Source organism: Lutibacter sp. (assembly GCF_046055765.1).
In the GTDB taxonomy this organism is placed as follows: Bacteria; Bacteroidota; Bacteroidia; order Flavobacteriales; family Flavobacteriaceae; genus Lutibacter.
In genome coordinates, this window is record NZ_JASFZF010000088.1 from 1 (window position 1) to 16,003 (window position 16,003).

The 16,003-nt window shown below is 29.4% G+C and carries 14 protein-coding genes; all 14 read left to right on the forward strand.

From position 1 onward, the window contains the following. Window positions 1-755, forward strand: a 755-nt coding sequence (locus tag QM495_RS08790) for a TolC family protein (protein WP_408671733.1), incomplete at its 5' end; no start/stop codon positions are given. A 47-nt stretch (window positions 756-802) separates the two neighbouring features. Beyond that, window positions 803-1,987, forward strand: coding sequence for an efflux RND transporter periplasmic adaptor subunit (locus QM495_RS08795; protein WP_408671734.1), 1,185 nt, complete (start codon window positions 803-805; stop codon window positions 1,985-1,987). A gap of 26 nt (window positions 1,988-2,013) precedes the next feature. Continuing rightward, window positions 2,014-2,448 (forward strand): Fur family transcriptional regulator, encoded by a 435-nt coding sequence (locus QM495_RS08800; RefSeq protein ID WP_408671735.1) that lies wholly within the window; start codon window positions 2,014-2,016, stop codon window positions 2,446-2,448. Between the two features lie 97 nt (window positions 2,449-2,545). Continuing rightward, window positions 2,546-2,935: a DUF302 domain-containing protein gene (locus QM495_RS08805; protein WP_408671736.1), complete on the forward strand. Its 390-nt coding sequence runs from the start codon at window positions 2,546-2,548 to the stop codon at window positions 2,933-2,935. A 61-nt stretch (window positions 2,936-2,996) separates the two neighbouring features. Further along, window positions 2,997-3,413 carry an HYC_CC_PP family protein gene (locus QM495_RS08810; RefSeq protein ID WP_408671737.1) on the forward strand — a complete coding sequence of 139 codons (417 nt, stop codon included), beginning with the start codon at window positions 2,997-2,999 and terminating at the stop codon, window positions 3,411-3,413. 152 nt (window positions 3,414-3,565) lie between these two features. After that, window positions 3,566-7,405, forward strand: a complete 3,840-nt coding sequence (locus tag QM495_RS08815; protein WP_408671738.1) for an efflux RND transporter permease subunit — start codon at window positions 3,566-3,568, stop codon at window positions 7,403-7,405. Window positions 7,406-7,415: 10 nt separating this feature from the next. After that, on the forward strand, window positions 7,416-8,663 hold the full coding sequence (locus tag QM495_RS08820) for a TolC family protein (RefSeq protein WP_408671739.1): 1,248 nt from the start codon (window positions 7,416-7,418) through the stop codon (window positions 8,661-8,663). 10 nt (window positions 8,664-8,673) lie between these two features. Beyond that, entirely contained in the window at window positions 8,674-10,497 is a 1,824-nt protein-coding gene (locus QM495_RS08825) for an efflux RND transporter periplasmic adaptor subunit (protein WP_408671740.1), read from the forward strand. 14 nt (window positions 10,498-10,511) lie between these two features. Then, the gene (locus tag QM495_RS08830) at window positions 10,512-10,757 is read left to right on the forward strand and encodes a hypothetical protein (protein WP_408671741.1); all 246 of its coding nucleotides are present in this window, start codon (window positions 10,512-10,514) and stop codon (window positions 10,755-10,757) included. Window positions 10,758-10,773: 16 nt separating this feature from the next. Continuing rightward, window positions 10,774-11,355: an AraC family transcriptional regulator gene (locus QM495_RS08835; protein WP_408671742.1), complete on the forward strand. Its 582-nt coding sequence runs from the start codon at window positions 10,774-10,776 to the stop codon at window positions 11,353-11,355. A 101-nt stretch (window positions 11,356-11,456) separates the two neighbouring features. Beyond that, complete coding sequence (locus QM495_RS08840) at window positions 11,457-11,900, forward strand: hypothetical protein (RefSeq protein ID WP_408671743.1); 444 nt, start codon at window positions 11,457-11,459, stop codon at window positions 11,898-11,900. Between the two features lie 637 nt (window positions 11,901-12,537). Then, a complete protein-coding gene (locus QM495_RS08845; RefSeq protein ID WP_408671744.1) occupies window positions 12,538-13,872 on the forward strand; it encodes an NAD(P)/FAD-dependent oxidoreductase in 1,335 nt (444 codons plus the stop codon). Between the two features lie 20 nt (window positions 13,873-13,892). Next, on the forward strand, window positions 13,893-15,242 hold the full coding sequence (locus QM495_RS08850) for an APC family permease (RefSeq protein WP_408671745.1): 1,350 nt from the start codon (window positions 13,893-13,895) through the stop codon (window positions 15,240-15,242). A gap of 79 nt (window positions 15,243-15,321) precedes the next feature. Further along, window positions 15,322-15,903, forward strand: coding sequence for a hypothetical protein (locus QM495_RS08855; RefSeq protein ID WP_408671746.1), 582 nt, complete (start codon window positions 15,322-15,324; stop codon window positions 15,901-15,903). Window positions 15,904-16,003: the final 100 nt, after the last annotated feature.

The window sequence follows — 16,003 nt, forward strand, 5'->3', positions numbered from 1 at the left end:
AAAATTTTGCAATTATTGCTCAAAAAAGATTTGAATCTGGTGAAACAAACTTAATTGAAAAAATAGCTGCAGAAGGTAAACGAGAAGAAGTAGGTTTATTAAAATTAGAAGCTAATTTAGATACAGAAAATTTAAGAAAGCAACTACAATTGTTGCTTAATAGTAATAATTCTATAACTATTTTGGATGATAATCTACAAAAAACACCTTTTGACTTGGTTGAAGAATTAGGTAATAAAAATCCAATTTTAAAACTTAAAGAACAATTTGTTACCATTTCAAAAAGACAATATAAACTTGAAAAATCTAAATTTTTACCAGATTTAACTGCTGGATACTTCAATCAACAAATAGAAGGTGTCAAAAATTTTACAGGATTTCAAGTAGGTTTAAAAATTCCAGTATTCTTTTGGACACAAAAAGGAAAAACGCAGGCAGCTAAAAAGAATAGTGAAATTGCTCAAATGAATTATGAGCAAACCAAGTTAGATGTGAATTCAGTTTTAAAAACGAATCTACAAGATTATGAAAAATACAAAGCTTCGTTATTATATTATGAAACAAAGGGTTTACAATTGGCCGAGAAGTTATTTTCATCTGCCAATAAGGCTTATAAAGAAGGTGAAGTAGGTTATGTAGCATATATAACATCTTTAGAGCAGGCAGTACAAATTAAAACAGATTATTTAAGTAAACTTAATTTGTACAATCAAACCGTAAATAAAATAAACTATTTAATAGGAAAATATAATTAAAATAAGAAAGTGTCTATTGACATTTAATAAATATTAAAAATAATCAGATGAAACATATAATAAACATTAGCAGCGTTTTTTTACTTCTTGTTTTTTTAACAAGTTGTCAAAATAAAACAACGCAACAAAAGGAAGAAACTAATAAAGAAAGTGGTGAGAAAGAAGAAACTACAACTATTGTAGCACTGCAACAAAAACAATTAGAGGTTATGGATATTGAACTAGGAACCACTAAACAAGTAAATTTAGGAGCTACTCTAAAAGTTAATGGACAATTAGAGTTACCGCCACAAAGAAAAGCAAGTATTAGTGCCATTGTTGGAGGTAGCGTAGAAAGTGTAGCAGTAATTGAAGGAGATTTTATAAAAAAAGGACAAGTAATAGCTCGATTAAATAATCCCAAATTTATTACTATGCAACGTGAATATTTAACTGCAAAAAGTAATTATTCATTTTTAGAAAAAGACTATTTACGTAAAAAAGAATTGTTAAAAGATGGTATTACTTCAAAAAAATCTTTTCAACAAGCAGAAGCAGCTTATAAAGATGGTAAATCTACATTAAATGCTACTAAATCAACATTACAATTAATTGGGATAAATGTTTCAGTATTAGAAAATGGTCAAATTATCTCATCAATACCAGTAGTTTCTCCAATTAAAGGATACGTACAAAATATAGCTATTAATATTGGAAAATTTGTAGCTCCAGAGCAAGAGATGTTTGAAATTGTTGATAATGAGCACTTACATATTGGCTTAAAAGTTTTTGAAAAGGACATAGATAAAGCCAAAATAGGACAAAAAATCACATTTGCTTTAACAACAAGGCCTGATAAAATTTATGAAGCTGAAATTTTTGCTTTGGGTAGAGCTTTTGATATGAATACACGTGCAGTAAAAGTACATGCCAAAATAATAGGAAATCATGAAGGTTTATTAACAGGAATGTTTGTTGAGGCAAGGATAGCAACATCAAATAAGCAAGTTAGTGCTTTGCCAGACGGAGCTTTTGTTACTGAAAAAGGATTGGATTATGTTTTTGTTCAAAAAGAAAAAATGAACGATAAACTTGAATTTGAAAAAATACAAGTTAATAAAGGTATTTCAGATTTAGGGTTTACAGAAGTTGTTTTTATTAAAACGATTCCCAAAAACACATTGTTTGTAGTAAAAGGAGCTTATTACTTAAATGCTGAAATGCAAAAAAGTGAATTTGTGGATGAAGATTAAATTAATAAGTCTCAAAAATAATAGAAATGAAAGCATTCATAAAACCAAATAAGCTAGAAAAAATATTAGAAAAAAATAATGTAAAACCAACAGCAATGCGCTTGTTGGTTTTGCAATTTCTCCTAAACAACAAAATTGCTGTAAGTTTAACCAATGTAGAAAATCATTTTGATAAATCAGACAGAACGACACTTTTCCGTACTCTAAAAACCTTTGCAAAAAGTGAAATTGTTCATAAAATTGATGATGGATCAGGAGTTACCAAATATGCATTGTGTGAAGAAAACTGCCATTGTGAAATAGAAACCGATTTACATGTACATTTTCATTGTAATAAATGTAATGAAACAGTGTGTTTAACAGATCATAAGATTCCTCATATTAATTTACCAACTGGATTTTTAGCTGATGAAGTCAATTTAATTGTGAAAGGTATTTGCGATAAATGTAACAACTTATAAAGTTAATACATTTCTTAATTTTATAAAAAAAAATCAAAAAAATATAAAATTCGATACAAAATGATAGTATATCTTTGTATCATAAAATATAAATATTATGAATTATTATTTTAGTACAACTCTCAAAAACGTAACATTTGAGACTGCAAAAGAAAAAGTTACAACAGCATTAAAAAAAGAAGGTTTTGGTATATTAACCAATATTGATATCAAAAAAACTTTAAAGAAAAAATTAGATGTTGATTTTAGACCTTATGAAATATTAGGAGCCTGCAATCCTCATTTTGCACATAAAGCACTATTAGCTGAGGATAAAATAGGTCTTATGCTACCTTGTAATGTAATTATTGAAGAAGTAAACAATGGAGATATTATTGTTTCTGCTGTAGACCCTATTGCTTCCATGGGAGCTGTTGAAAATAATAATTTGGGAGAAATTGCAAACGAAGTACAACAAAAACTTAAAAGAGTTATTAATAGTTTATAATTTTCATTTTAACATTCATTTAATAGTATCTGAATAATAAATTATATCTTTGCGAAACCTAATGAAACAATTTTTTGTAAAAATAGCGGCAATTCTAATGACTTTTGTAGTCCTTTTTTCTACAATGTCATTCACTATTAGTGAGCATTATTGTGGAAACACTTTAATGAATGCATCTCTATTTTCTAAAGCAGAATCTTGTGAAATGGATACTGAAATGACTGCAGCATCAAAAGATTGTATTGTTGTTGCTGAAGACTGTTGTAAAGATATTATTAAACAAATTGAGGGTCAAAATGAGTTAAAATCTGATTTATTAAACCTTAATCTTGAGCAACAAGTATTTGTAGCTTCATTTATTTATTCATATATTAATTTATTTGAAGGATTAGAGAATAATATTATTCCTTTTAAAAATTATAGTCCTCCATTAATTGATAAAGATATTCATATACTTTATCAAACTTTCCTTATCTGATTTTAAATTTTAATTGTTGTTAAACAAAGTAAAAGATAATTGTAGCTTCTAAAAAGTAGTCTATAATCTTCTTTGTTTAAGTTTTTTTGTACTTTTTACATCTATTTAAAAAGTTTACAATACTATTATAATAATTAAAATTTAAATGTAATATGTTAAATAAAATAATTCGCTATTTTCTTGAAAACAAGTTAATAACATTTATGTTACTCGCTACCTTTATTATAGGTGGTATTGTAACAGCCCCTTTTAATTGGGAAACATCATTAATAGAACGAAATCCTGTTCCTGTAGATGCAATACCAGATATTGGTGAAAACCAACAAATTGTTTTTACAGAATGGATGGGGCAATCACCACAAGATATTGAAGATCAAATTACCTATCCTTTAACTACAGCCTTATTAGGTATTCCAGGTGTAAAAACCATTAGAAGTAATTCTATTTTTGGTTTATCTAGTATTTATATCATTTTTAAGGATAATGTAGATTTTTACTGGAGTAGAACACGAATATTAGAAAAATTAAATTCCTTACCCCCAGGAACCGTACCAAACGAAGTAAAACCAGCTTTAGGTCCAGATGCAACTGCATTAGGACAAGTGTATTGGTACACTTTAGAAGGTAGAAATCCAAAAACAGGAAAACCAACAGGTGGTTGGGATCCACAAGAACTTAGAACAATCCAAGATTTTTATGTTCGTTATTATTTAACTGCTACAAGTGGTGTTTCAGAAGTTGCTTCTATTGGTGGGTTTTTAAAAGAGTACCAGATTGAAATTGACCCCAATGCAATGAAAGCCAATAATGTGGATGTAAAGATGATAATGAATGCCGTAAAAAACAGCAATCTAGATATTGGAGCACGTACTTTGGAATTTAACAAAGTTGAATACCTTGTCCGTGGATTAGGGTATATTAAAAGCCTTTCAGATTTAGAAGAAAGTGTAGTTACTGTTAGAGACAATGTTCCTATTCGTTTAAAAGATGTTGCAAAAATACAATTTGGTCCTGCCACTAGAAGAGGTGGATTGGATAAAAGTGGTGTTGAAGCCGTTGGAGGTGTTGTTGTAGCTCGTTACGGTGCAAATCCACAAGAAGTAATTCATAATTTAAAAGCTAAAATTGCTGAAGTTGCACCAGGGTTACCATCAAAAATATTAGCGGATGGAACTGTTTCAAAAATTACTATTGTACCATTTTACGATCGATCTGGTTTAATTCAAGAAACATTAGGAACTTTAGAATCTTCACTTTCTCACGAGATTTTGATAAGTATTTTAGTGGTACTTGTGCTCGTATTAAACCTACGTGCTTCTGTTTTAATTTCAACATTACTACCAGTTGGAGTTTTAATGACCTTTATTTTAATGAAATTTTTTAATGTTGATGCCAATATTGTGGCACTTTCTGGTATTGCCATTGCCATTGGGGTCATGGTTGATGTGGGAATTGTATTTACTGAAAATATTATTAGGCATTTAGAAATGCCAGAAAACGAAAATATAAGTGGTAAAAAATTAGTGCAAGTAATTTATGTAGCCACTGTTGAGGTTGCTTCAGCAATTATGACTGCCTTGGCAACCACAATTGTAAGTTTTTTACCTGTTTTTGCAATGCAAGCATCTGAAGGAAAACTATTTAGACCTTTGGCTTGGACAAAAACATTTGCTTTAGTTTCATCTTTATTTATTGGGATTATGTTTATTCCAGCCATAGCACATGTACTGTTCTCTATAAAACTAGATAAAAAAAGAACGAGTCGCATATTCAATTCTTTGTTAATAGGTTTTGGAATTGTATTTTTAATAGCTTATGGAAGTATAATTGCTATAGCATTAATTGCTTTTGGTTTAAATAACTTACTAACGCAAGTGCCAAAACGCACCTTCTTAAAAAACAAAATAAAATTACCTTATTCTGAGAAAATTGCCAATTACATAAATATTGCAATTACCGTTTTGGTTGTAATTTACTTTTTAACTATTGAATGGATGCCTTTAGGAGCTTCTAATTCAACATTTGTAAACTTTATTTTTGTAATTTTAATTGTTGGTGTAGTTTTAGGATTGTTAATGACCATTGTGCATTTTTACGATGTAGTTTTAAAATGGTGTTTAGAAAATAAATGGAAATTCCTTTCAATTCCTATCTTTTTTGTATTCTTTGGAGCTACAATCTGGTTAGGTTTTGGTACAATCTTTGGTTTTATGCCAAATTTTGTAAAAAATACTAGCGCTTGGAACAGTATAGAAAAAACGTTCCCCGGTGTAGGTGAAGAATTTATGCCTGCTTTAGATGAAGGTTCTTTTTTACTAATGCCAACAACTATGCCTCACTCTGGTATTACAGAAAATATGGAGGTAATAGCAACTATTAACAAGCATATGAATTCTATCCCTGAAATAGCTACTTCCGTTGGTAAATGGGGACGCGTAAATTCGGCTTTAGATCCCGCTCCTACATCTATGTTTGAAAACACGATAAACTATATTCCTGAATATATTTTAGATGCAGATGGAAGAAGGATTCGTTTTAAAGTGAATGAGAATGAAGCTTTCGTTTTAAAAGACGATTCTACCTATAAATACGGGAAGGATGAATTCAGAAAAATTACTAAAGATGAATTAATTGAAAATGAAGATGGTGAATATTTTAGACAATGGCGTCAAAAAATAAAAAAAGCCGATGATATATGGAAAGAAATAGTAAAACATTCTAAATTTCCTGGATTAACTTCTGCTCCAAAATTACAGCCTATTCAAACACGTTTAATAATGTTAGCTACAGGTATGCGAGCTCCTATGGGAATTAAAGTATTTGGTCCAACATTAGAGGCCATTGAAAAGGTAGGTTTTGAATTAGAGAACTTATTAAAAGAGGTTCCAAGTATAAATCCTTCTACAGTATTTGCTGATAGAGTTGTTGGAAAACCCTATTTAGAAATTAAGTTAAATAGACAAGCAATGTCTCGCTATGGATTAACCATAAAAGACATGCAAATGCAATTATCAGTGGCTGTAGGTGGAAAACAATTAACTACCACTGTTGAAGGAAGAGAACGTTTTCCTGTTCGAGTACGCTATGCACGTGAGTTTAGAGATAACCCTGATGATATAAAGAAAATTTTAATTCCTACACCTACTGGTGTTCAAGTAGAATTAGGCGAACTAGCATCTATTGAATATGTTCGTGGGCCTCAAGTTATTAAAAGTGAAGATACCTTTTTAACAGGGTATGTAATTTTTGATATGAAAGAAGGAAATGCAGAAACAAATGTTGTTAAAGCTGCCCAAAAATTAATAAAAGATAAAATTGATACCGGAGAATTTAAATTAGCTGATGGTGTTACCTATCGTTTTACAGGAAATTATGAAAATCAAATTAGAGCATCTAAACGACTAATGTTAGTTGTTCCAATATCATTAATTGTAATTTTATTGATTTTATATTTCCAATTTAAAAATATATTGCCATCGTTAATGGTGTTTTCAGGAATTTTTGTAGCCTTTTCAGGTGGTTTTATTATGATTTGGCTATACAGTCAAGAATGGTTTTTGAACTTTAGTTTTGCGGGAGTCCATATGCGAGATTTATTCCAGCTCCACACTATTAATTTGAGTGTCGCCGTTTGGGTAGGATTTATCGCCTTATTTGGTATTGCCACCGATGATGGTGTAATTATGGGAACTTATTTAACACAAGTATTTGATAAAGAAAAACCTACTACAATTAAAGGTATTCGAACTTCTATTTTACATGCTGGTACTAAAAGAGTACGTCCAGCAATGATGACTGCTGCTGTTGCAATTATTGCACTAATACCTGTGCTTACAGCTACAGGTAAAGGAGCTGATGTGGTAATACCTATGGCAATTCCATCATTTGGAGGTATGTTACTGCAAGTAATGACGATGTTTGTTGTACCTGTACTGTACAGTATGTGGAAAGAACATAAATTAAAGAGACAATTGAAAAAATCACAAGCTTAAATTAAAAAAAATGAACATAAAAATATATAAAATAATTTTCTTTGGTTGGTTGTTACTGTTAAGTGTAAATACTTTTAGTCAGACAACTCTAGAAAATTATCTGAAAATAGCAGCCGAGAATAATCCTGAATTAAAAGCAACATTCAGTGAATATATGGCTGCTATGGAAAAAGTACCTCAAGTAGGTACTTTACCCGATCCTCAAGTTGCTTTTGGTTATTTTGTTGAGCCTGTAGAAACACGTGTTGGCCCTCAAAAATGGAAATTTAACTTAGCACAAAGTTTTCCTTGGTTTGGCTTGTTAGAGGCAAAAGAGAACGTAGCAACTGAAATGGCAAATGCGAAATTTGAGAAATTTGAAAATACCAAATCAAATCTTTTCTTTGAAGTAAAAACAGCTTTCTATAATTATTATTTTATTGAAAAAGCTATTGAAATTACAAAGAAAAACATGGAAATTCTTCAGGTTTTTAAACGGCTATCTTTAGTTAAAATAGAATCTGGTAAGGCATCCATTGTTGATGAATTACGTGTTGAATTAGAATTAAATGATTTAGAAAATCAGTTAGCATTGTTTGTGGATACAAAAAATACTATTCAAACTAATTTTAATAATTTATTAGCTAGAGAAGTTTCAAACAGCATTGAAATACCAGATACTTTATGGCAAGATGAATTACCATTTAACAAATTAAATATATTAGATAAAATTTATGCAAACAACCACCAATTAAAAAGTATTAATCATAGATTAAACGCTTTTATAAATCAGGAAGTTGTTGCTAAAAAAGAAGGGTTGCCTAAATTTAACATTGGGTTAAATTATACGGTGGTTGAAAAAAATCCTTCTTCAACAGCTGTTGATAATGGTAAAGATGCTTTCTTATTCCCTTCAATAGGAATTAAGATACCTATTTTTCGTAAAAAGTACAAAGCTCTAATTAAAGAAGCTAAATTTTTACAGGAAGCTGAAACCTTTAAAAAAGAAGATAAACAGAATGTATTAAGTACTGTTTTTTCATCTTCTTATAAAAATTTCAGTGATGGAAACAGACGTATAGCTTTAAACAATAAACAATCACAAATAGCAAAAAAAGTGTTAGATGTATTAATTACTTCTTATTCAACAAATTCAACAAATTTTGAAGAAGTTTTAAGAATCGAACGTCAATTATTAAAATATGAATTGGCGTATCAACAAGCCTTAATAGACAAAAATGCTGCTATAGCATTTATGCAATATTTAATTGGAAAATAAAATTAACAGTATGAAAAAATATAAAAATTATATAATAGGAGCCGGTATTTTAATTATCGGAATTATTTTAGGAAACGTGTTTTCTGGAAATGATACTACAACAACGCCACACAATGAAGTGGAACATGACTATGTACAAGATCCAGTAACTAAATTATGGACTTGCTCTATGCATCCACAAATAAGAATGGAGAAACCCGGTAATTGCCCAATTTGTGGTATGGAATTAATTCCATTAGATACTAGTAGTACTTCTGATGAAAAAATTGAAGATAATGAAATTGTTTTAACAGCCGAAGCCATTGAATTAGCAAATATTCAAACTTCAATTGTTGAAAAAGCAACTGCAACCAAAGAAATTCGATTATTGGGGAGAGTAAAACCTGATGAAAGACGATTATTTTCACAAGTATCTCATATTCCTGGTAGAATAGAACGTTTGTATGTAAATTTTACTGGAGAAAAAGTATATAAAGGACAAAAAATTGTACGAATTTATTCTCCAGATTTAATTTCAGCTCAAAAAGAACTGTTTGAAGCCATTAGATCTCGAGATATTTATCCGCAACTTTATACTGCATCACGTAATAAATTAAAATTATGGAAATTATCTGATAGCCAAATTAATGCTATTGAAAAATCAGGTAAAGTTCAAGAACAAATAGATATTTTATCTGATTATTCTGGCTATGTTATGAAACGTAATGTTGAACTTGGAAATTATATTACTGAAGGAAGTTCTTTATTTGATATTGCAGATTTAAATAGCGTTTGGATACTATTTGAAGCGTATGAAGCAGATATACCGTGGATACAAGTTGGCAATACTGTAGATTTTACAATCAATGCAATTTCTGGGAAAAACTTCAAAGGGAAAGTTACCTATATAGATCCTTTTGTTTCTTCAAGAACTAGAGTTGCTAAAGTACGTGTTGAGCTTAAAAACCCTGGCAATAAATTATTACCAGAAATGTATGCTAATGGTATTATTAAAGCCAAATTAACCAATATTAAAAATGCCATAATAATTCCGAAATCAGCTGTACTATGGACTGGTAAAAGGGCGGTGGTTTATGTTAAAGTACCACACGATAAAACGATTTCATTTGTGTATAGAGAAATTATTTTAGGGCAAGACATGGGCAATTTCTACATTGTAGAAAAAGGATTAAAAGAAGGTGAAGTTGTTGCAACTAATGGTGTGTTTAGAATTGATGCCTCTGCTCAATTAATTGGTCAAAAAAGTATGATGAACCCTACAGGTGCAAAAGGAAATACTGGAGGTATGGCAGGAATGGATATGGGTGGAGATAATAAGGATAAAGATACCAAAACAGAGATGAGTGATGCCGAAATGAAGAAAATGGTGATGATTGACAAATCTAAAATTGATCCAAAATTTAAAAGTCAGCTAGGAGAAGTTATTGATGCATACATTAATTTAAAAGATATTCTTTTTAACGGTGATTTTGCAGAAGCAAAAATGAAAGCAGAAAAAGTTAAGAAATCCTTAAACAACGTAGATATGTTGCTGCTTTTAGGTGATGCTCATAATGAGTGGATGAAAGGTTTAAAAGTCTTGAATATGAAGGTAACAGCTATTATAAACGCTAAAAACATTGAAAATCAAAGAATTAATTTCGCAAAATTAGGGCCAGAACTAGGAAAAGCAATTGAAAAATTTGGCTTTCAAAATTCTAATAAACCACTTTACTTAGAATACTGTTCTATGAAAGATGTGTACTGGTTAAGTTATGATAAAACCATTAAAAATCCATTCTACGGAGACGAAATGCCAACATGTGGAGAGGTGACAAAAGAATACAGAAATTAAAAATATAAATAAGCATGAAAAAATTAAATTTAAAAACAGCTTTAGTAATTGCATTTACTATCAGTTTATCTATAACATCTTTCAGTCAACAAAAACTTGACCATAGTAAAATGAACATGAACCACAAAAAAGGAATGGTGAAGGGTAAAATGATGATGCAAAAAGTAGGTGAAACACATGCAAGAACAGGAGACAAAGGAGATGGATTGATATATGTAAATAATGTTGAAAGTAAAACACGAATTAGAGACGAAAAATAATTAAAAACTTTCTATTTTGAAAACATTAAAACTCATAGAATTACATATTAAGGGCATGGTATGTGACCGCTGCATAAGTACTGTAAAATCCGAATTAGAAAATTTAGGAGCATCTGTTATTGAATTAAAATTAGGAAAAGCAATTATTAAATATCCTAAACACAAAATCACGTTACAAAGTATTGAAGATGCATTAATAAAACATAATTTTGAGTTAATTATTGATGATGACACTAAAACTATTGAAGCTATTAAAACCGTCTTAGTAGAAATTGTAAGTAATCTTCCTGTTGAAATGACTACCAATTTGTCAGCCATATTAGCTAATAAATTACAAAAAGATTATACCTATTTGAGTAAATTATTTTCAAATAGGTTAGAAATCACTATTGAAAAATATTTCATATTGCTAAAAATTGAAAAAACCAAAGAATTAATTCAAACTGGTCAATTAAATTTCACACAAATTTCTTATGATTTAGGGTATAGTAGTGTTAATTATTTATCAAACCAATTTAAACAAATTACAGGCATGAGCATGAGTGCTTACAAAAAATTATCTGACTGGAATAGAAAGTCTTTAGATAAAATTTTATAGATATCAACCATAATACTATATAAATAAAAGAAGGTTTAAGAATACCTTTACTAAGTAATAATAAATTAAAACAAAATAATAATAATTTAAAACAAATAATCATGAAAAAAATAGCATTTATTTTAACAATTGTAGGACTACTAAGTTTAAACGGAAATAGTCAAAATATGGATACTATGAAAAAAACAGATATGCAACAACAAAGCATGTCTAAAGCAATGCAACAAAATCCAGATATGAAGGATAAAATGATGAGCGCAATGATGGAAGATGAAACAATGCGTAACAAAATGCATATGATGATGATGAAGGAGGAAGAAATGATGAAAACAATGAAGAAAGACGATGGAATGAAACATATGGGATCTAAAGAAGGAATGATGAAAATGATGAATGCTAATCCTGAAATGAAAAATAAAATGATGAGTATGATGATGAAGAACCCTGAAATGTTAGCAAAAATGAGTGCAATGATGAAGAACCCTGAAATGATGAAAAATATGAAAAAAAAGAAAATGGATCACAATATGAAACACAAACATTAAAACATTTTAAAGTTCTGAAAAGGAGAATTTGATTCCGAGATTTATTGTATAAATTATCTTCTTCTTCTTTTCAGACACTAAAAATACTACTATAAATTAAAAAACACATTTATAAAAGTATTTAAATTAACACTAAGTTCTATAACTGTTTTCGTGTTTTCTTTTACAGCATACATTTACAAAATCAAAAGGTTTACTTAAAAATCAACAACCTAATTAATCAAAAAATATTGTTAGTAACTATATAGAAAGTAAAACACTCAACTATGGTAGTTTTAAAAAAGAGATAGTAAAGAAGATTTGTAAAAATCATTTTTATTGGTTTTGTTTGTTGAATTTGTGGGTATATCATTGTGTACCCACAAATATCAATCTACATAAAAATGTAACAGTTACTAAAACAATCCTCTCAAAGAAAATTATAACCGAAATAAAAGGAATTAGCAAAATTGAACTGAGTAAAGATGTTATGTAAATTATATTACGGTTCTTGTGAAGAATGTACTTTACTTTGAATCTAAAAATTTATCCATAGATTAAATAACACTAATCTTATATGTAATAACACTTTTAGATTTAGCAAACCTAATGTAGAATTCCTCTAGTAATTTATAAATTAATTTTATAAACAAGTATTATGTTAACCAATAATGCAATCTGTACAAGTACTATTACTAATTATGAGGCAAGCGCAATTTGCTTACCAAACCCTAATTTACCAAGGGTAGTCATTATTGGTGGTGGTTTTGCTGGTTTGTCTTTAGTTGAAGGATTAAAAAACAAACCTGTTCAGGTGGTATTGATTGATAAAAACAATTACCACCAATTTCAACCCTTATTATACCAAGTTGCCACAAGCGGATTAGAGCCAGATAGTATTGCATTTCCTTTTAGAAAACAGTTTAAAGGATATAAAAATGTAAGTTTTCGGCTAGCTGAAGTTCAAGAAATTGATACCAATTTAAAAAAAACACAAACTAATAAAGGATATTTAACCTATGATTTTTTGGTTGTAGCAACGGGTACTACCACTAATTTCTTTGGAATGAAAAACGTGGAAAATAATAGTCTTGGAATGAAAAGTATTCGCGACTCTTTAAATATTCGCCATTTAATGCTTCAAAATTTAGAGCAAGCAACCATCACTTGCAATACTAAAGAACGCGATGCTCTTACCAATTTTGCAATAGTTGGTGGAGGTCCTGCTGGTGTTGAAATGGCAGGTGCTTTGGCAGAGTTTTGTAAATATATTCTACCCAAAGATTATCCTGAATATCCTTCATCTATAATGAAAATATACTTGGTGGAAGGTTCAGATAAACTTATTCCAACTATGTCTGAAAAAGCTTCCGCAAAAACCTTAAAATATTTAAAAGAATTAAATGTTGAAGTTTTACTAAATGAAATTGTTACCGATTATGATGGAGAAATTGTAAAAACAAAAAGTGGAAAAGAATTAGTAGCCAAAAATCTTATTTGGACAGCAGGTGTAAAAGGAGAGTTACCAAAAGGAATTGACGAGAAACATATAGTTGGCGGAAATAGATTAAAAACAAACCAATATTTACAAGTAGAAGGAATTGAAAATGTTTTTGCAATGGGAGATATTGCAGCTGTAATAACAAACAAAACACCAAAAGGACATCCTCAAGTAGCTCAACCTGCCATTCAACAAGGTAAAATTACTGCAAAAAACATTATTAACTCAATTAATAACAAACCACTAACTCCATTTCATTATAAAGATAAGGGCTCCCTAGCAACCGTTGGTAAACGAAGAGCAGTTGCAGATTTAGGTAAATTAAAATTTACAGGATATTTTGCTTGGTTACTTTGGTCGTTCGTACATTTAATGTCTATAAGTGGCTTTAGAAATAAAATAGTAGTTGGTTTTAATTGGGCAATAAGTTATTTCAGTTATGAAAAAAGTAATAGAATTATAATTAGAAATTATCATAAGGAAACGAGTTAAGAAAAATTCAAACCAACATCATGGAAAATCACAAAAAAGAAAAACAAAAACTATCCTTGCTAGGTTCTATTTCATTAGGAACTGGCGTAATGATTGGTGCTGGAATTTTTGTTTTAATGGGGCAGATAGCAGAATTAGTTGGTGACTTATTTCCAGTAGCATTTATTGCAGGTGCAATTGTGGTTGGATTTAGTTCTTATTCGTATGTGAAATTCTCCAGTGCATATCCATCATCAGGAGGAGTCGCTAAATTTTTGACTAAATCATACGGACCCGGAACAGCAACCGGAACATTTTCATTGTTAATGTATACTTCTATGGTAATTTCTGAAAGTTTGGTAGCAGGAACTTTTGGAGCTTATACTTTGCGCCTCTTTCCTGAAGAATACTCAGGATATGGAGCTACTTTAGGAGTAATTCTTATTGCAGTAGCCTATATTATTAACATTTCAGGAAATAAAATTATTGAAGCAACTGCAACTTTTACAGCAATTATTAAAGTTGTAGGTATTGCTATTCTTGCAATTTCTGGGTTGGTCATTTCAGGTTTGCCTAACATAACAGGCAATTTTATGACTTCAAGTAATCAATCGTTTTCTAATGAGTTTGCTTTTATTGCTGCTTTGGCCTTATCAATTCTTGCCTATAAAGGTTTTACAACAATTACAAATCAAGGAGGAGATATAATTAACCCGCATAAAAATGTGGGACGTTCCATAATTATTTCAATTCTTATATGTACCGTTGTATATGTTACCTTAGCATTATCGGTTGCTGGAGCTTTAAGTATTGAAGAAATTATTTCAGCAAAAGATTATGCGCTGGCTGCTGCTGCAAAACCAGTTTTTGGAGATTTAGGAGCAACATTAACTATTGTTCTTGCTATTATAGCAACCGTTTCTGGAGTTATTGCTAGTGTATATTCTGCTTCAAGAATGTTGGGAATGTTAAGTGCTATGAAACAAGTTCCTAGTTTGAATAAAATGGGTAATTTTAAAAACCCTGCACTAATTTTTACAGTTTCATTAGCAATACTACTTACCATTTTATTTGACCTAACTCGAATTGCTTCCATAGGAGCTATTTTTTATCTAATAATGGATATTGCTATTCATTGGGGACTTTTTAAATACTTAAAAGGAGAAGTGAAATTTAATCCAATAATTCCGTTAATAGCCATAATTCTAGATATTGTTGTTTTAGCAGCATTTATTTATATAAAATTTTTAAATGATCCTTTTGTACTTATTATAGCTACTATCGGAATAGTTTTGATCATTATTGCTGAACGAGTTTTAATGAAATCTCATACTGATGAGAAAGGAAATATGAATATGGGAATGGATGATGCTAAAAAAATGAAAATGTAAAAGTTATATGATGAAGAAAATAATGCTCCTAATTGGTGTCTTAGTGTCACAAATCATTTTTGCGCAAAATACTATGTTTATGATTCAATTTGAAGGTCGTTTAATAGAGCGTAAAAATTTTGATAAAAATAATGAATTAATAGATAAGCAATCTTTTGAAGTAGGAAAAATAACAAAAAGTAATGATTTATATCTAATTAAAATACACACAAAAACATTTGATAATAGAGAAAAATTAATTGAGGAATTTACAATAGTTTATAAATGTAAGCCTAAACAATCTAGTCTAATGTTAATGATTCTACCATTTACAAAATCAAAGTCTAATCAAAAAACTATGGTAATTGCTAAATCCTCAGATTTTAAAAAATTATATGATTTAGATAATTTAAAAAATATAGAACTTGAATTAGAACTTGAATCTGGTTTATTAAAAGCGTTAGGTTCTAAAAGTAAAATTAAAATGTACGATAGATATATTGTATTAAAAGGAAATGAAAAAATAATTGAATCAAAAGTTGATTTAAAAATGTATGCGCTTGGTATTCGGGTTAAATCTTTAAAATATAAAGTTATTGAAAAATTTACCCAAGAAGAGATTCTCTTTTTTCAAAAATTTGTTAAGAATGATGGAAGCTATTTTACAGTAACTTATTTATAGTTAAATTTATAACTAAATACATTTTAAAAAATATTATTTTGAAAAAAATAATTTATATTATATCTATATTACTACTTACAATCAACGTAGGTTTGAAAGC